The sequence below is a fragment of the Streptomyces sp. NPDC036815 genome, assembly GCF_055609205.1.
In genome coordinates, this window is sequence record NZ_JBVJPW010000002.1 from 305,442 (window position 1) to 322,316 (window position 16,875).

Annotated in this window: 13 protein-coding genes; 6 read left to right on the forward strand and 7 right to left on the reverse strand. The window is 74.4% G+C overall.

The annotated features are described in order from the left end of the window. Window positions 1-4 precede the first annotated feature (4 nt). The 7 genes from ACZ69I_RS07600 to ACZ69I_RS07630 form a co-directional block, all read right to left on the reverse strand. Window positions 5-1,609, reverse strand: a complete 1,605-nt coding sequence (locus tag ACZ69I_RS07600; protein ID WP_470830912.1) for an acyl-CoA carboxylase subunit beta — start codon at window positions 1,607-1,609, stop codon at window positions 5-7. Next, entirely contained in the window at window positions 1,606-3,333 is a 1,728-nt protein-coding gene (locus tag ACZ69I_RS07605) for an acyclic terpene utilization AtuA family protein (protein ID WP_470830913.1), read from the reverse strand. The genes ACZ69I_RS07600 and ACZ69I_RS07605 overlap by 4 nt, the downstream gene beginning before the upstream one ends. Further along, complete coding sequence (locus ACZ69I_RS07610; protein ID WP_470830914.1) at window positions 3,330-4,127, reverse strand: TIGR03084 family metal-binding protein; 798 nt, start codon at window positions 4,125-4,127, stop codon at window positions 3,330-3,332. The genes ACZ69I_RS07605 and ACZ69I_RS07610 overlap by 4 nt, the downstream gene beginning before the upstream one ends. Before the next feature lie 109 nt (window positions 4,128-4,236). After that, entirely contained in the window at window positions 4,237-5,295 is a 1,059-nt protein-coding gene (locus tag ACZ69I_RS07615; RefSeq protein WP_470830915.1) for an EamA family transporter, read from the reverse strand. A gap of 275 nt (window positions 5,296-5,570) precedes the next feature. Beyond that, on the reverse strand, window positions 5,571-6,416 hold the full coding sequence (locus ACZ69I_RS07620; RefSeq protein ID WP_470830916.1) for a C40 family peptidase: 846 nt from the start codon (window positions 6,414-6,416) through the stop codon (window positions 5,571-5,573). Between the two features lie 165 nt (window positions 6,417-6,581). Then, window positions 6,582-7,700 carry an SPFH domain-containing protein gene (locus ACZ69I_RS07625; RefSeq protein ID WP_470830917.1) on the reverse strand — a complete coding sequence of 373 codons (1,119 nt, stop codon included), beginning with the start codon at window positions 7,698-7,700 and terminating at the stop codon, window positions 6,582-6,584. Between the two features lie 576 nt (window positions 7,701-8,276). Next, window positions 8,277-11,240 carry an FAD-binding and (Fe-S)-binding domain-containing protein gene (locus ACZ69I_RS07630; protein WP_470830918.1) on the reverse strand — a complete coding sequence of 988 codons (2,964 nt, stop codon included), beginning with the start codon at window positions 11,238-11,240 and terminating at the stop codon, window positions 8,277-8,279. A 157-nt stretch (window positions 11,241-11,397) separates the two neighbouring features. On the opposite strand from ACZ69I_RS07630, the gene ACZ69I_RS07635 reads away from it, so the two are divergent. Genes ACZ69I_RS07635 through ACZ69I_RS07660 form a run of 6 tightly spaced genes read left to right on the forward strand, consistent with a single transcriptional unit; the run spans window position 11,398 to window position 16,839 of the window. Continuing rightward, window positions 11,398-12,918 carry an ATP-binding protein gene (locus tag ACZ69I_RS07635; protein WP_470830919.1) on the forward strand — a complete coding sequence of 507 codons (1,521 nt, stop codon included), beginning with the start codon at window positions 11,398-11,400 and terminating at the stop codon, window positions 12,916-12,918. Continuing rightward, window positions 12,915-13,361: a roadblock/LC7 domain-containing protein gene (locus ACZ69I_RS07640; RefSeq protein WP_470830920.1), complete on the forward strand. Its 447-nt coding sequence runs from the start codon at window positions 12,915-12,917 to the stop codon at window positions 13,359-13,361. The genes ACZ69I_RS07635 and ACZ69I_RS07640 overlap by 4 nt, the downstream gene beginning before the upstream one ends. After that, on the forward strand, window positions 13,358-13,714 hold the full coding sequence (locus ACZ69I_RS07645; RefSeq protein WP_389714265.1) for a DUF742 domain-containing protein: 357 nt from the start codon (window positions 13,358-13,360) through the stop codon (window positions 13,712-13,714). Before ACZ69I_RS07640 ends, ACZ69I_RS07645 begins: the two co-directional genes overlap by 4 nt. Continuing rightward, window positions 13,695-14,339 carry a GTP-binding protein gene (locus tag ACZ69I_RS07650; RefSeq protein ID WP_467672661.1) on the forward strand — a complete coding sequence of 215 codons (645 nt, stop codon included), beginning with the start codon at window positions 13,695-13,697 and terminating at the stop codon, window positions 14,337-14,339. Before ACZ69I_RS07645 ends, ACZ69I_RS07650 begins: the two co-directional genes overlap by 20 nt. Continuing rightward, entirely contained in the window at window positions 14,336-15,598 is a 1,263-nt protein-coding gene (locus ACZ69I_RS07655) for a cytochrome P450 (RefSeq protein ID WP_470830921.1), read from the forward strand. Before ACZ69I_RS07650 ends, ACZ69I_RS07655 begins: the two co-directional genes overlap by 4 nt. Next, complete coding sequence (locus ACZ69I_RS07660) at window positions 15,595-16,839, forward strand: cytochrome P450 family protein (protein WP_470830922.1); 1,245 nt, start codon at window positions 15,595-15,597, stop codon at window positions 16,837-16,839. The genes ACZ69I_RS07655 and ACZ69I_RS07660 overlap by 4 nt, the downstream gene beginning before the upstream one ends. Window positions 16,840-16,875 lie beyond the last annotated feature (36 nt).

Sequence of the window (16,875 nt, forward strand, 5' to 3'; positions counted from 1 at the left end):
TTCCTCACATCCGGAAGACGCCGAAGCCGCCGCGCGCGCCCTCGTAGGGGGCGGTGTGGATCGCGGACAGGCAGAGGCCGAGGACGGTGCGGGTGTCGCGCGGATCGATGACCCCGTCGTCGTAGAGCCGCCCGGACAGGAACATCGGGAGGGACTCGGACTCGATCTGCCGCTCCACCATGGCGCGCAGCCCGGCGTCCGCCTCGTCGTCGTAGGGGTGGCCCTTCGCCGCGGCGGAGGCGCGGGCGACGATCGACAGGACGCCCGCGAGCTGCTGCGGGCCCATGACCGCGGACTTGGCGCTGGGCCAGGCGAAGAGGAAGCGGGGGTCGTAGGCGCGCCCGCACATGCCGTAGTGCCCGGCGCCGTACGAGGCGCCCATCAGGACGCTGAGGTGCGGCACCCGCGAGTTGGAGACGGCGTTGATCATCATCGCGCCGTGTTTGATGATGCCGCCCTGCTCGTACTCCTTGCCCACCATGTAGCCGGTGGTGTTGTGCAGGAAGAGCAGCGGGATGTCGCGCTGGTTGGCCAGCTGGATGAACTGGGCGGCCTTCTGGGACTCCTCGCTGAACAGGACGCCCTGCGCGTTGGCGAGGATGCCGACCGGGTAGCCGTGCAGGGCGGCCCACCCGGTGACGAGCGAACTCCCGTACAGCGGCTTGAACTCGTCGAAGTCGGAGCCGTCGACGATGCGGGCGACGACCTCGCGCGGGTCGAAGGGCTTCTTCAGGTCGTCGGGGACGATGCCGAGGAGCTCGTCCTCGTCGTACCGGGGCGGCTCGACCGCGAGCGGGTCCGGATCGGCGTACGCCTTGCGCCGGTTGAGCCGCTTCACGACCCGCCTGGCCTGCCTGAGCGCGTCGCGCTCGTCCTCCGCGAGGTGGTCGGCGAGACCCGAGGTGCGGGCGTGCATCTCGGCGCCGCCGAGCGACTCGTCGTCGCTCTCCTCTCCGGTCGCCATCTTCACCAGGGGCGGGCCGCCCAGGAAGACCTTCGCGCGCTCCTTGACCATGATCACGTGGTCGCTCATGCCGGGCACGTAGGCGCCGCCCGCCGTGGAGTTGCCGAAGACGACGGCGATGGTGGGAATCCCGGCCGCCGAGGACTGCGTGAGGTGCTTGAAGAGGGCGCCGCCCGGGATGAAGATCTCCTTCTGGGAAGGGAGGTCCGCGCCGCCCGACTCCACCAGATGGATCGACGGCAGCCGGTTGGCGTGGCCGATCTCGTGGGCGCGGAACGCCTTCTTCAGCGTCCAGGGGTTGGACGCGCCACCCCGTACGGTCGGGTCGTTGGCGGTGATCAGGCACTCGACGCCCTCGACGACGCCGATGCCGGTCACCATGGAGGCGCCGACGGGGTAGTCGCTGCCCCAGGCGGCCAGCGGGGACAGTTCGAGGAAGGGCGTGTCCGGGTCCAGGAGCAGTTCGATCCGCTCCCGGGCGAGCAACTTGCCGCGCTCGCGGTGCCGTTGGACGTACTTCTCACCGCCCCCTTCCAGCGCCTTGGCCTGCTCGGTGCCGAGTTCGGCGAGCCGGTCCAGCATGGCCCGGCGGTGCTCGGCGTACTCGGCGCTCGCGGGGTCGAGCGCGGAGGCGAGGACGGTCACAGCAGTACCTCCGGTATGTCCAGGTGGCGGGCGCGCAGCCACTCCCCGAGCCCCTTGGCCTGCGGGTCGAAGCGGGCTCGTGCGGCGACGCCCTCGCCGAGCAGTCCCTCGACGACGAAGTTCAGGGCGCGCAGATTGGGCAGGTCATGACGTACGACGCGCAACCCGGCGGTCTCCGGCAGGAGGTGGCGCAGCCGCTCGACGGTCAGCTCGTGGGCGAGCCACCGCCAGGCGTCGTCGGTCCGCGCCCACACGCCGACGTTCGCGTCGCCGCCCTTGTCGCCGCTGCGGGCCCCGGCGACGAGGCCGAGGGGCGCGCGGCGGGTGGGTCCCGGCGGGAGCGGGGCGGGCAGCGGGGGCCGGGGCGGGTCTTCGAGTACGCGGGTGTCGGCGCCGGAGGCGACGGGTGCGCGCTCGCCGCCGGGCAGGACCGCCACGTGCTCGACGGTGTCCCGGTCGACGTACGCCGCCTCGAAGACGCCGTAGGGCGAGCCCCGGCCGGGCGGCGCGGTGACGTGGAAGCCGGGGTAGCTGGCGAGGGCCAGCTCGATGGCGGCGCCGCTGAGGGCGCGGCCCACCGTGTCCGCGTCGGCGTCCCGCACGACGAGGCGCAGCAGGGCGCTGGCGCTCTCCTCGGTGGGCGCGTCGGCGCGGTCGGTGCGGGCCTGCTCCCAACGCACCTCGCCGGGGCGTGACTCGGCGCGGTCGAGGGCGTCCTCCAGCTGGGCGCGGACGAGGGCGGCCTTGGCGTCGATGTCGAGGCCGGTGAGGACGAAGACGACCTCGTTGCGGAAGCCACCGACGCGGTTGAGGCCCACCTTGAGGGTCGGGGGCGGCGCCTCGCCGCGCACGCCGTCGACGCGGACGCGGTCGGGGCCTTCCTCGGTGAGGACGACCGTGTCGAGGCGGGCGGTGACGTCGGGGCCCGCGTACCGGGCGCCCTGCGTCTCGTAGAGGAGCTGCGCGGTGACGGTGCCGACGTCGACGAAGCCGCCGGTGCCGTCGTGCTTGGTGATGACGGACGAGCCGTCCTCATGGATCTCGGCGAGTGGGAAGCCGGGGTGGCGCAGGGCGTCCAGGCCCTTCTCGTGCCCGGCGAAGAAGGCGTAGTTGCCGCCGGTGGCCTGCGCGCCGCACTCCAGGACGTGCCCGGCGACGACGGCGCCCGCGAGCTTGTCGTACTCCGTCGGGCCCCACCCGAAGTGCGCGGCGGCGGGCCCGGTGACCAGGGCGGCGTCGGTGACGCGCCCGGTGACGACGACGTCGGCGCCCGCGGTCAGGCACGCGGCGATGCCGGCGCCGCCGAGGTAGGCGTTGGCGGTGAGGGCGCCGGGGAAGCGGCCGCCGAGGTCGTCGCCCTCGACGTGCGCGACCCTGACGTCGCCGAGCCCGAGGCGTCCGGCGAGCTCCCGCACGGCGTCGGCGAGCCCGGCCGGGTGGAGCCCGCCCGCGTTGGCGACGATGCGGACGCCCCGTTCCCTGGCGAGCCCGAGGCACTCCTCCAGCTGCCGCAGGAAGGTCTTGGCGTAGCCGCGCGAGGGGTCCTTGAGGCGGTCGCGGCCGAGGATGAGCAGGGTCAGCTCGGCGAGGTAGTCGCCGGTGAGGACGTCGAGGGGGCCGCCGGTGAGCATCTCGCGCATCGCGTCGAACCGGTCGCCGTAGAAGCCGGAGGCGTTGCCGATCCGCAGGGCGGGCACGGTCGTCGGCCGGGCGGGCACCGTCATGCGGCGCCCCCCTTCGGCGGGCGGCCCGCGCCCGGCGGCCCCGCGAACGCCTGCGCGACGTCCAGCCAGCGGTCCGCGTCGGAGCCCTGCGCGCGCAGGGCGAGGTCGGCGCGGTGGGCGCGCCGCGTCACCAGGAGGCAGAAGTCGAGGCCGGGTCCCGTGACGCGCTGGGCGGCGTCCTCGGGTCCGTACGCCCAGGTCTCCCCCGTGCCGGGCGCGGTCAGCTCGACCCGGAACTCCTCGCCGGGTGCGCCGAGGCCCCGTACGGCGAAGGCGAAGTCACGTGTCCGCACCCCGATCCGCGCCACGTGCCGCAGCCGGTCGGTCCCCTCCCGCGCGACGCCGAGCGCGTCCGCCACGTCCTGGCCGTGCGCCCAGGTCTCCATGAGCCGCGCGCTCGCCATGGAGGGGACGGCCATCGGCGGCCCGTACCAGGGCAGCCGGGTGCCGGCGGGGGCCTCGCTCAGGACCCGCCACAGCGCGTCGCGGGCGGTGCGCCAGCGGGCGAGCAGGTCGGCGGGCGGGAGCCCCGCACCCTCCGCGGCGCCCTCGTCCACGAACGAGCCGGGCGCCGCCGCGGCCTTCTCGACCTCGACGGCGAACGCGTCCGGGTCGGTGGCGGCGAGCAGGGCCGCCCGGTCCGTCCAGGCGAGGTGGGCGATCTGGTGGGCGACGGTCCAGCCGGGTGCGGGCGTCGGCAGGGACCACCGCTCCGGGCTCAACTCCGCTACGAGAGCGTCGAGTTCCTCGCTCTCGGTGCGCAGGTCGTCGAGCACGGGCAGGGCATCGGACACGGAACGCTCCCCTCGGGGCACGGGTCTCCCCTGCTCGAACGGGATCGAGAGCGTGGGGAAGTGCCTGGGAGCATGGCAGCGCTCGGAGAAACAAGCAAGCGTGCTTGCATTACTTTTCGGACGGCTCCGTGACGGGCTTCGCGGACGACTCCGTGGCGGTCACGGCGGCGGCCGCCACCGGGTCCCCCACCGCACCGGCCACCGCACCGGCCACCCCGCCGACCCCCGCACCGGCCACCGGATCCTCGTCCGCGCGCGCCCTGCGCCGCCCCACCTGCGTCCGCACCGCGCCCATGCTCGCCGCGATGACCAGGGCGATGGCCAGCGCCTCGGTGACGGACAGGGCCTGGCTCAGGACCAGGAACCCGGCGAGGGACGCGATGGCCGGTTCCAGACTCATCAGGACGGCGAAGGTGTGCGCGGGCAGCCGCCGCAGCGCGAGGAGTTCGAGGGTGTACGGCAGTACGGACGACATCACCGCGACGGCCGCGCCGAGCGCCAGCACGTCCGGCCTGACGAGGCGCGAACCGGCCCCGGCGATGCCGATCGGCAGGAAGAGCACCGCGGCGACCACCATCGCCAGGGCCAGGCCGTCGGCCTGCGGGAAGCGCCGTCCGGTGCGCGCGCTGAAGAGGATGTACACCGCCCACATCGCACCGGCGCCGAGGGCGTAGGCGACACCGACGGGGTCGAGGCCGTCGAAGCCGCCCCCGCCGCCGAGCAGGAAGACACCGGCCAGGGCGAGCCCCGCCCAGACCAGGTTCATCGCGCGGCGCGAGGCGAGGACGGAGAGCGCGAGCGGTCCGAGGACCTCCAGCGTGACGGCAGGGCCCATGGGGATACGGGCGACGGCCTGGTAGAAGAGCCCGTTCATACCCGCCATCGCGACGCCGAAGGCGACGACGGTGCCCCAGTCGGCGCGCGAGTGCCCGCGCACCTTCGGCCGGCACACGACGAGCAGCACGAGCGCGGCGAAGACGAGCCGCAGCGCGACGATGCCGACGGCGCCGACCCGCGGCATCACGCTCACCGCGACCGCGCCGCCGAACTGCACGGAGACGCCGCCCGCGAGGACGAGCCCGACGGGGCCGAGACGGCTGCGGAGACTGGGCTGCGGTGCCGCCGGGCCCGTCGGGGGCGCTGCCTGATCGCTGCGGGAGACGTTCACGGGCGAGCCTTTCCTGGTGCGTTGCCGCACTTCCCCGGGGTTCACCCTCGGTTCATGGTCCTGGACTCCACCGTCCAGGACAGTGCACTACGACAGGATTGTGGAGCTCTTTCACTGCTGTACGCAACCCTTATCCACATGTCGAAGCTACGGGGCCCCGGGGGAGGCAGGGGCCCCGTAGTCGGTGCCTGGCGGGCCCGGGGGCCTGGCGGACCTGGGTGCCTGGCGGGCCCGGGTGCCTGGCACGGCCCAGGTGCCTGGCACGGCCCAGGTGCCTAGCGGACCCGGCCGTACATGTTCGGCTCGTATCGGGAGAAGGACGAGACGCGGACGTTCTTGCCGGGGCGCGGGGCCTCCAGGTACTGGCCGCCGCCCAGGTAGATCGCCACGTGGTGGATGCCCGACGCGCTGCCGTCGCTGCTCCAGAACACCAGGTCGCCGCGGCGCAGCCGGTCCCGCGAGATCGGCTGGGCAGCGCGGTACTGGGCGTCGGCCACGCGCGGCAGCGCGATGCCCGCCCGTCGGTAGGCGGCCATCACCAGACCCGAGCAGTCCCAGCCGTGCGGGCCGTTGCCGCCCCATACGTAGGGGTCGCCGAGGTGGCTCATGGCGAACGAGACAGCGGCCTCCGTGCCGTACCGGTGGGGCGTGCCGGAGCCCGTTCCCGCACCGCGGCCGCGGCCGCCGCCGTGGCCGTGGCCGTGGCCGTGGCCGTGCCCACTTCCACTGCTACTGCTACCGCTACTGCCGCCCGAACGGCCCGTGCGCTGCTCGTACTTGTCCTTGTGGCTGGTCCAGTACCAGTGGCCCGCCTTCTGATACCAGTAGACGCGGTCGGTGGCGTCCCAGCCCTGCCGGCCCCGGAAGACGGGTTCGGCGGCGGACGGCCGGCGCGGGGTGGGCGCCGTGGCCTTCCCCGGTGAGGCCACGGCCCCCTTTCCGCTCCGCGCCAGGTACTTGGCGTGGTGCGAAGTCCACCGCCACCAGCCGGTGGCGTCCTTGTACCAGTACTTGGAGCCGTCCCAGCCCGCGTGGCTCGGCGCGGGTTCGGCCGCCGCGGTACCGGCCGCCGCGCCCACGAGCACGGCCGCGCCGACGGCGGCCACCACGGCCCCGCGCACGCCGGCGCACCGCGGCGGCCCGGCGGAGCCGTCAGCCGTCGCCGCTTCCGCGCACCGGCCGCATGCGCAGTCGACGGGTGTCTCTTCGACGAATCGGGGTGTCTGCACTTCCGTCCGCACTTCGTTCCGCACTTCGGTCCTCTCCCTCGGGTGTTCAGTGGGTGTTCAGTGGGTGTCGACGGCGTTCCCCCGTGCCGTGTAGAAGGCCACCGTCAAGTCCTTGACCAGGGCCTTCCGTTCGTAGTCGTCCAGTGCGACGAGCCCCCTCTCGGTGAGTCTGCGGACGGTGTCGTCCACGGCGTCGAGCACCGACGTCAGGACGCCGTCCCGGTGCTCGGCGTCGAGGGCGGCGAGCTGCTTGCGCCGCATCGCGGCGGCCACGTCGGGCGCGTACTCCACGCGCAGCGGGCGGGCCGAGAACACCTCGATGCCGACGGCCCTGCACTCCGCCGCCAGAGCCCTGCTGAGCGCGTCACCGACGGCCTCGGTGTCCCGCAGGGTCGGCGCGTCGTCGGACGGCTCGCGGTAGGGGTCCGCGGGCAGCCGGGACGCCACGCGCGCGGTGACCGCCTCCACCTGCTCGCGCAGGTACGCGGTGTGGTCGTCGACCGCGAGGAGCGCCCGCGCCGCGTCCTTGACCTGCCACACCACCAGGACGGCCACGCGCAGTTCCACGCCCCGCGCGTCGACGACCGGCAGCGGCTCGCTCCGCCAGTGCCGCAGCCGTACGTCGACGCGCCTGCGCAGCGTCAACGGGCTGATCCACAGCAGTCCGGTGCGGCGCACGGTGCCCCGGTACCGTCCGAGGAGCGACAGGGTCCACGCGGTGCCGGCCCGCCCGCGGGTGAGCCCCCCGAGCGCGAGGAGCGCGACGACCCCGCAGCCGCCGACCGCCGCCCAGCGCGCCGGGCCGAGGCCGCGCCGGGGCCGTGCGGGCAGCCGCAGCACGTCGGTGAGCCGCTCGGGAAGGAGCCCGCCGGACCAGACCAGCGCGCCCGCCCCGGCGACGGCGACCACCGCGACGAGCAGCGCCCACCAGCCGGAGCAGGCGGGCCCACGCCGTTCCGCGAGGTCGCGGTCGGGGCGGGGCGGGGCGAGGGGGTGAACCGGGGCCTGACCTCGGGCCCGGGTCCGCGCCTCCGCTGCCGCCGCGCGGTCGCGGCCGGACGGCTGCCCGGGGCGCGGCGTGCTCCCCGGCGCCGGTGGCTTCAGCGGCTTCGGCAGCCCGGCCGTGCCGTCACGGAAGAGCGGGTCCATCGGTATGGAGCCGCGCCGATTACGCACGACGAGCCCCCGCACGGCACGATCGCCACTCGGCGGGGCCAAGTTGTGCGCCTCGGAGCCGGACCCCGCGGGCACCGGCTCCGAGAGACCCCCCGTGTCCGGCTCCGAGGGCCCTGCCGCGTCCACCCTCGCGGGTCCCGCCGCGTCCAGCCCTGCGGGCCTCGTCGCATCCACCCCCGCAAGCCCCGTCCGCGCCCCCTCGGCAGACGGCTCCGGCTCAGCGGGCCCCGTCGGCGTCGGCTCGCCGGACCCCTCCGACCCCGCAACCCCTACCGACCCCGGAGCCCTCTCCGACCCCGTAACCCCCTCCGCCCCCGGAGCCCTCTCCGCCCCCGGAACCCCCTCCGACCCCGCAACCCCCTCCGACCCCGGAGCCCTCTCCGCCCCCGCAACCCCCTCCGACCCCGCAACCCCAACCGACCCCGGAGCCCCCTCCGACCCCGCCGCTTCCCTCGACTTCTCCCGCACGGTGGCTCACCAGACTTCTCGCGTACGCAAGGCAGCTGACGCCTCGGCAGATGATCATGAACCATCTCGATCCTGCCCGAACCGGACACCGCTCCCCAGCACCGAAAGTCACGACTGCCGGGGACTTTGGTCCCGTCGCTCGCCGTCCCGGGCCGCGATCCCCTCCGCCAGGACCTCCGCCAGGTGCCGCCCCCGTACCCCCGCCAACTGCGCCAGCTGGGTCCGGCAGGAGAAGCCGTCGGCCAGGACCACCGCGTCCGGGTCGGCCTCCGCCACCGACGGCAGCAGCTGTTCCTCCGCACAGGCCACCGATACGTCGTAATGGCCGCGCTCGAAGCCGAAGTTCCCGGCGAGCCCGCAGCAGCCACCGCTCAGGTCGCCCGTGAGGCCCGCCTTCGCCCGCAGCCGCCGCTCCGCCGCGTCGCCGAGTACCGCGTGCTGGTGGCAGTGGGTCTGGCCGACGGCGCTCCGGCCGATGTGCGGCGGTCGCCACGCCGGGGCCAGCTCCTCCAGGGCCTGCGCGAACGTACGGACGGCCGCGGCGAGCCGTCGCGCGCGCGGGTCGTCCCCGAGCAGTTCGGCGAGGTCGGTCCGGAGGGCGGCGGCGCAGCTGGGCTCCAGGACGACGACCGGCGTCCCGGCGTCCAGCAGGGGCTCCATGCGGTCGAGCGTGGCGCGCAGGACGGCGCGGGCGCGGTCGAGCTGGCCCGTCGAGACGTACGTCAGGCCGCAGCACACCCCGCGCGGCGGCACCGCGACGCCGAGGCCCGCGTCCTCCAGGACCGCCACCGCGGCCCGCCCCACCGAGGGCGAGAGGTGGTCGGTGAAGGTGTCGGGCCAGAGGATGACGTGCGGGGCGCCCACGGTTCGCCGCCGCCCGCGCCACCACCGCCGGAACGTACGCGGCGCCACCTCGGGCACGGCCCGCTCCGGTGCGATCCCGCCGATGCGCTTGCCCAGCGCCGCCAACGGGCCCACGCGCGCGAGGGCGTTGACGACGCGGGCGGTGCGCGTCGCGGAGACAGCCCGCAGCCAGCGCGGCAGCAGGCCCATCGAGTAGTGGGCGGCGGGCCTGCGGCGGCCCTCGTAGTGGTGGTGCAGGAACTCCGCCTTGTACGTGGCCATGTCGACGCCCACCGGGCAGTCCGAGCGGCAGCCCTTGCAGGAGAGACAGAGGTCGAGGGCATCCTTGACCTCGGTGGAGCGCCAGCCGTCCGTCACCACCTCGCCCGCGAGCATCTCGTGGAGCAGACGGGCGCGCCCGCGCGTGGAGTGCTCCTCCTCGCCCGTGACGCGGTAGGACGGGCACATCACGGAGGACGGTGAAGTGGGCGTCGCGGTACGGCATTTGGCCACACCGACACACCTCCGTACCGCCGCCGAGAAGTCGCCGCCGTCCTGCGGATAGCCGAAGACCACGTCGACCGGCTCGCGCGGGAGCGGGTCGAACCGCAGGTCGGCGTCGAGAGGCGCGGGCCGCACCAGCATGCCCGGGTTGAGCAGCCCCGCCGGGTCCCAGACGTCCTTGACGCGTGCGAAGAGGCCGACGAGTTCGGGGCCGTACATCTTCGGCAGGAGCTCCGCTCGGGCCTGCCCGTCGCCGTGTTCGCCGGAGAGCGAGCCGCCGTGGGCGACGACGACGTCGGCGAGGTCCTCGGAGAAGCGGCGGAAGCCCGCGATGCCCGCCGGGGTGAGCAGGTCGAAGTCGATGCGGACGTGGATGCAGCCGTCTCCGAAGTGCCCGTACGGGGTGCCGCGCAGCCCGTGCTCGGTGAGCAGCGCCCTGAAGTCGCGCAGGTAGGCGCCCAGTCGGGCGGGCGGCACCGCGCAGTCCTCCCAGCCGGGCCAGGCCTCGGAGCCGTCCGGCATCCGGGTCGCCGTGCCGCTGGCGTCCTCGCGCACCCGCCACAGGGCGCGCTGCCCCGCCGGATCGTCGACGACCAGGGCGTCCACGGTGTCCCCCGCGGCGGCCCGCACGATCGTGTCGGCACGCGCGCGTGCCTCGGCCGGGCTCTCGCCGCCGGTCTCCACGAAGAGCCAGGCGCCGCCCTCGGGAAGGCCGTTCGCCCCCTTCACGAGGTCGGCCGCCATGCCCTCGACGGTCAGCGGGCCGTGCGGCAGGAGCCCCGCCGCCGCTTCGGCCGCCGCGCTCTCGTCGGCGTAGCCGAGCACGGCGAGCGCTCGCGCGCGGGGCGCGTCGACGAGGCGTACGACGGCTTCGGTGAGGATGCCGAGCGTGCCCTCCGAGCCGCAGAAGGCGCGCGCGAGGTCCGTGCCGCGTTCGGGGAGCAGCGCGTCCAGGGCGTATCCGGAGATGCGGCGCGGCAGTTCGGGGAAACCGGTGCGCAGCAGCGCGAGGTTCCCGTCCACGAGGGGGCGCAGCCCTTCGGGGGCGCCGTCCCAGCCGCGGGCGAGGCGGCGGCGCGTCCCCGAGCCGTCGACCACGGAGAGGGCGTGCACGTTGTCGGCGGTCGTGCCCCAGGCCACCGAGTGCGAGCCGCAGGAGTTGTTGCCGATCATGCCGCCGAGGGTGCAGCGGCTGTGCGTGGAGGGGTCGGGGCCGAAGGTGAGCCCGTGCGGGGCCGCGGCCGAGCGCAGGTCGTCGAGGACGACGCCCGGCTGGACGACGGCGGTACGGGCGCCGGGGTCGAGGGAGACGATGCGGCGCATGTGCCGGGTGAAGTCGAGGACGACGCCGGTTCCGGTGGCCTGTCCGGCGATCGAGGTGCCCGCGCCGCGCGGTACGAGGGGCACGCCGTGCTCCCGGCAGACCGCGAGCGCCGCCGCCACGTCGTCGGCGTCCCTCGGGGCGACCACCGCGGTGGGGACGCGGCGGTAGTTGGAGGCGTCCATGGTGTGCAGGGCGCGGGCGGTGACGGAGAAATCCACCTCGCCGCGCACGGCGTCGCGCAACTCCCGCGCGAGACCGCCCCGCCCCACCGACGGGTTCCCCGAAGGCACCTGACGCCCCGAATCACGGCCGCCCCCGCCACGCGTCGAGCCATCTCCCCCGCCGCGCGCCAAACCGCCAGGTTCATCGTCACCGTCGCCGTCGCCGTCGAGATCGCTCATGTCGTCCAGGATGCCCCCGCACAGGCCCCTCCCGACCACCCCGCCTCACCCGTTTTTTCACCATCCGGACGGGAAGATTCCCAACTCGGTCGACAACTCTCCTATAGTGATCCCCTCTTGAGCAGAGTGTGCCGCTTCCGATCGAGGACCCCGATTGATGACCGCGCAACCCCCCATAGCGCGCCCCGGGACGGAGCACCCTCCGCTGCGTCCCACCGCTTTCGTCCTGCTGACCTGCGCCGTGCTCACCGCGGCGCTCGCCGGAGCCGCCGTGGCCCTCGCGCCCGCCTCCGTACGCACCCCCCTGGCCTGGGGATCGGGCGCCGCGGCCCTCGCGCTGACCGCCGCCGTGACCCTGGCCTTCCACACCCTCCGCACCAACTCCCTGCTGCGCCGCAGCGTCGAGGACGGGCGGCAGTACACCGCAGGCCTCGTCCAGGACCAGGCCGCCCGCGCCGAGGAGTCGGCCCGTGAGCGGACCGCGCTCACCGAGTACTTCGCCCGGGAGCGCAGCGAACTGACCGTGCGCGCCCGCCGCGCCGAGTCCGAGCGCGCCGCCGCCCTCGCCGCCTGCGCCAACGCCGCAGGGCGCATGCAGGCCCTGGCCACCGGCATGCTCGCCGACCTGCGCGACATGGAGGGCAGGCACGCCGACGAGGACGTCCTCACCGACCTCCTCCACCTCGACCACCGCACCGCGCAGGCCGGCCGCATCGCCGACTCCGTCGCGGTGCTCACCGGCGCCCGCTCGGGCCGCCGCTGGGCCCGGCCCATCGTCATGGAGTCGATCCTGCGCGGCGCGATGGGCCGCATCGGCGGCTACCAGCGGGTCCGCGTCCACTCGGCCAGCGAGGTCGCGGTCGCGGGCCACGCCGCCGAGGGCGTCATGCACGCCCTGGCCGAACTCCTGGACAACGCGACGAACTTCTCGCCGCCCACCTCCGAAGTGCACGTCTACATCGAAGAGGTGGCGGCGGGCGTCATCATCTCCGTCGAGGACAGCGGCCTGGTGATGGGCCCCGTGCAGCAGCGCCGCGCCGAGCACGCCGTGTCCGGCGAGACCAAGGGCCTCGGCGGCCTCTCGGGCACCCGGCTCGGGCTCGCGGTCGTCGGCCGTCTGGCCCGCAAGCACGGCCTGACGGTGTCGTTCCGGCCGTCGGCGCGCGGCGGTACGGGCGTCCTCCTGCTGATACCGCAGGAGCTGCTGTCCCGCCCCTCGGACGCGGCCCCGGTCGCCGCCCCGGCCCCGGCACTGACCCCGCCCCCGGCCCCCATCCCCGTCAGCGCGCCGCAACCGCAACCGCTGCCACAGCGCACCGGCGCGCACGGCACCGAGGCACCGCCCGTCTCCGACACCCCGTCAGCCGGTCTCGACCGCGTCGACCGCGACCCCGTACCCACCCACGAGGCCGCCCCCCTTCCCGCCGGTACCGACGCCGCGCCCCTGCCCAAGCGCCCGCGAGGCCGCACCCTCGCCGCCGCCGAGCGGGCCCGCGCCGACAGCGACACCGGCGAGACGCAGATCCGGCCGCGCGCCGCCACCGCGGCGAGCACCGCGGCCCGCTTCAGCAGCTTCCGTCAGGCCGTCCGCCCCGCACCGTCGGATCCCTCCGGTCCGGCCGAGGACACGGACGCCCCCGCAACTCCCCCGCACCCGGAAGGCGAGATCCCCCGATGACCACCGGCACCACCCCCGGCACCACCACCGACGAAAAGCTCACCTGGCTCCTCCAGGGCCTCCTGGAGCGCACCCCGGGCGCCCGCCACGCCCTCGTGCTCTCCCGGGACGGCCTGAAGCTGTGCCGCACCCCGGAACTCTCCGTCGACCAGGCCGACCAGCTCGCCGCGATAGCCGCCGGCATCCAGTCGCTCTCGCACGGCGCGTCCGCGGAGTTCGGCGACGGCAGCGGCGGGGTCCGCTCCGCGATGGCCGAGTTCTACGGCGGCATCCTCTTCATCGTCGAGGCGGGCGAGGGCGCGCACCTCGCCGTCATCGCCGCCGAGGACGCCGACGCGGGCCTCGTCGGGCACACCATGAGCGAGCTGGTCGAGCAGCTCGGCGAGCACCTGCGCGCCGCGCCACGCGCGGACGACGGCCCCCGCTCCCTGCCCGCCTCATGAGCCGCCCCGGCCGGGACGACTCCCCCGACCGGCTGTACACCCTCACCGGGGGACGCAGCCGGTCGGCGCCCGACACCCCCTTCGACCTGGTGACCCTCGTCGTCGCCGAATCGGGCCCGGTCCCCGGCATGCAGTCCGAGCACGCCGCGATCCTGCGCCTGTGCCACCTGCCGACGGCCATGGTCGAGGTCGCCGCCGAGCTCGGCCTGCCGGTGAGCATCACCCGCATCCTGCTGTCCGACCTGCTCGACGCGGGCCGGATCAGCGCCCGCCACCCGCGCGCGGCCGCCGACCACAGCCTTCCCGACCCCGACATCCTGGAGCAGGTGCTCGTTGGACTCCGCAATCTCTGAACGCAGCGCTACCGGGGCCACCCGAACCGAACTGACCGCCACCGCGGACAACGGCCTGAAGATCGTCGTGGTCGGCGGCTTCGGCGTCGGCAAGACGACGCTCGTCCGTTCCGTCAGCGAGATCCGTCCCCTCAACACCGAGGAGACGATGACGCAGGCCGGTCAGGGCATCGACGAGACGGGCGGCCTCGACGGGCTGCGCGGCAAGACGTCCACGACCGTCGCGTTCGACTTCGGCCGCATCACGCTCGACGCGCACAACATCCTCTACCTGTTCGGCGCCCCCGGCCAGGAACGCTTCTGGTTCCTGTGGGACCGCCTCTTCGCCGGCACGCTCGGCGCGGTCGTCCTCGTGGACCCGCGGCGCATCGAGGACTCCTGGTACGCGATCGACCGCCTGGAGCACCACGGCACGCCGTTCATCGTGGCCCGCAACGACTTCGGCGGCTCCCCGCACACCCCCGAGCAGCTGCGCGAGGCCCTCGACCTCGACCCCGGGGTGCCGCTCGTCGACTGCGACGCCCGGTCCCGGCAGTCCAGCAAGGACGTGCTGATCACCCTCGTGGAACACCTCCAGACGCTGTACGCGGCCCAGCGCAACGCCTCCCAGGAGAACACCCAGTGACCTGCCCCGTTACCGGCGCCGGCGGCGCGCCCGTACCGCTCTCCGGCCCGCGGTTCGCCACCGAACCCACCCAGCTGTACCGGGAGATGCGCCGCGACCACGGCCCCGTCGCCCCCGTCCTCCTGGACGGCGACATCCCGGCCTGGCTGGTGCTCGGCTACCGCGAGCTGCACCAGGTCACCGGCGACCCGGTCCTCTACAGCCGCGACTCCGAGCTGTGGAACCAGTGGCCGAACATCCCCGCCGACTGGCCGCTGCTCCCGATGATCGGCCACCGGCAGCCGTCGATCCTCTACACCGTCGGCGAGCGGCACACCCGGCGCGCCGCGATGATCGCGCACGCCCTCGAAGCGGTCGACCCCTTCGAACTCAAGGCGCACGCCGAGCAGTTCGCGGACGAGCTGATCGACCGCTTCTGCGGCAAGGGCGCCACGGAGATCGTCGCCGAGTACGCGATGCTGCTCCCCGTCCGCGTCCTCGCCCGCATCTACGGCTTCCCCGACGAGCAGGGCCCCGGCCTCGTCACCGCCATGAACGACATGATCGACGGCCGCGAGCGGGCCCTCGCGGGCCAGCAGCACCTGGCCGGGTCGATGATGCGGCTCATCGCCGACAAGCACGCGGCGCCGGGCGCCGACGTCGCCTCGTACATGCTGGAGACGCAGGCGGCCGACGGCGAAGCGGGCTTCTCCGACGAGGAGATCGCGCAGGACCTGATGGTGATGATGGCCGCGGGTCACCAGCCGACCGCCGACTGGATCGGCAACTCGCTGCGCCTGATGCTCACCGACGACCGGTTCGCCGCCTCCCTGTTCGGCGGCCGGCACAGCGTCGCCGAGGCCATGAACGAGGTCCTGTGGGAGGACACCCCCACGCAGAACGTCGCCGGGCGCTGGGCCTCGCGCGACACCCAGCTGGGCGGCCGCCGCGTCAACTCCGGCGACCTGCTGCTGCTCGGCCTCGCCGCCGCCAACTCCGACCCGCAGGTCCGCACCGACGGCTCGGCGCTGACCGGCGGCAACAGCGCCCACTTCTCCTTCGGGCACGGCGAGCACCGCTGTCCGTTCCCCGCCCAGGAGGTCGCCGAGGTCATCGCGCGGACCGCCATCGAGGTCCTCCTCGACCGCCTGCCCGACCTCGACCTGGCGGTGCGGGCCGAGGCCCTCACGCGCCGCCCGTCCCCCTGGCTGCGCGGCCTGACGGACCTGCCGGTGAGCTTCACCCCGACCCCGACCTCAGTGTTTGGAGATCTCAGATGACGCGCATCGCCCTGGATCCGTTCGTCACCGACCTCGACGCGGAGAGCGCACGGCTGCGCGCGGCGGGCCCGCTCGCCGAGGCGGAGCTGCCGGGCGGCGTACCGGTGTGGGCGGTCACGCACCACGCCGAGGCCCGCCAACTCCTCACCGACAAGCGGCTGGTGAAGGACATCGAGGTCTGGGGCGCCTGGCGGCGCGGCGAGATCCCCGCCGACTGGCCGCTGATCGGCCTCGCCAACCCCGGCCGCTCCATGCTGACGGTCGACGGCGAGGAGCACCGCAGGATGCGCACGCTGGTGGCGCAGGCGCTGACGCCGCGCCGGGTGGAGCGCATGCGGGAGCGCATAGCGGAGCTGACGTCGGCCCTCCTGGACAGACTCCCCACCGACTCCTCGACGGTCGACCTGAAGGCGGAGTTCGCCTACCCCCTGCCCATGTACGTCATCAGCGACCTGATGGGCATCGACGAGGCCGACCACCCGCGCCTGAAGGTCCTGTTCGACAAGTTCTTCTCCACGCAGACGCCCCCGGCGGAGGTCGTCGCGACGCTCGGCGAGCTCGCCGCGATGATGGGCAAGGTCGTCGCGGCCCGCCGCACCGAGCCCGGCGACGACCTGACCAGCGCCCTGGTCCAGGCCTCCGAGAACGGCGACCACCTCACCGACGAGGAGATCGTCTCCACGCTCCAGCTGATGGTCGCCGCGGGCCACGAGACGACGATCTCCCTCATCGTCAACGCCGTCGTCAACCTCGCCGCCCACCCCGACCAGCTCGCACTGGTCCTCGCGGGCGAGGTCGGCTGGGACGCGGTGATCGAGGAGACCCTGCGGTACGCGACCCCCACGTCGCACGTCCTGATCCGCTTCGCCGCGCAGGACGTCCCCGTCGGGGACAAGGTGATCCGGCAGGGCGACGCGCTGATCGTCTCGTACGGCGCGATAGGCCGCGACGAGGCCGCGCACGGCCCCACGGCGGGCGTCTTCGACATCACCCGCACGTCGCCGACCCGCCACATCTCCTTCGGCCACGGCCCGCACGTCTGCCCCGGCGCGGCCCTCTCCCGCCTGGAGGCGGGCGTGGCCCTCCCGGCCCTGTACGCGCGCTTCCCGAACCTGCGCCTGGCGGTCCCGCACGAGGCCCTCCGCAACAAGCCGGTGGTGACGCAGAACGACTTGTACGAGCTGCCGGTACGGCTGGTGGACAGCTCCTCCGGCAGGCATTCCAGCCCCTCCGGCGATTGAGGAGCGGGGTCCGGGGCAGAGCCCCGAGTCGTCCAC

What these genes read in the sequence shown, in the direction of transcription:
- ACZ69I_RS07660 (WP_470830922.1), top strand. Translation starts at nt 15,595, where the DNA reads ATGACGCGCATCGCCCTGGATCCGTTCGTCACCGACCTCGACGCGGAG.
- ACZ69I_RS07630 (WP_470830918.1), bottom strand. Translation starts at nt 11,240, where the DNA reads ATGAGCGATCTCGACGGCGACGGCGACGGTGACGATGAACCTGGCGGT.
- ACZ69I_RS07635 (WP_470830919.1), top strand. Translation starts at nt 11,398, where the DNA reads ATGACCGCGCAACCCCCCATAGCGCGCCCCGGGACGGAGCACCCTCCG.
- ACZ69I_RS07605 (WP_470830913.1), bottom strand. Translation starts at nt 3,333, where the DNA reads ATGACGGTGCCCGCCCGGCCGACGACCGTGCCCGCCCTGCGGATCGGC.
- ACZ69I_RS07645 (WP_389714265.1), top strand. Translation starts at nt 13,358, where the DNA reads ATGAGCCGCCCCGGCCGGGACGACTCCCCCGACCGGCTGTACACCCTC.
- ACZ69I_RS07640 (WP_470830920.1), top strand. Translation starts at nt 12,915, where the DNA reads ATGACCACCGGCACCACCCCCGGCACCACCACCGACGAAAAGCTCACC.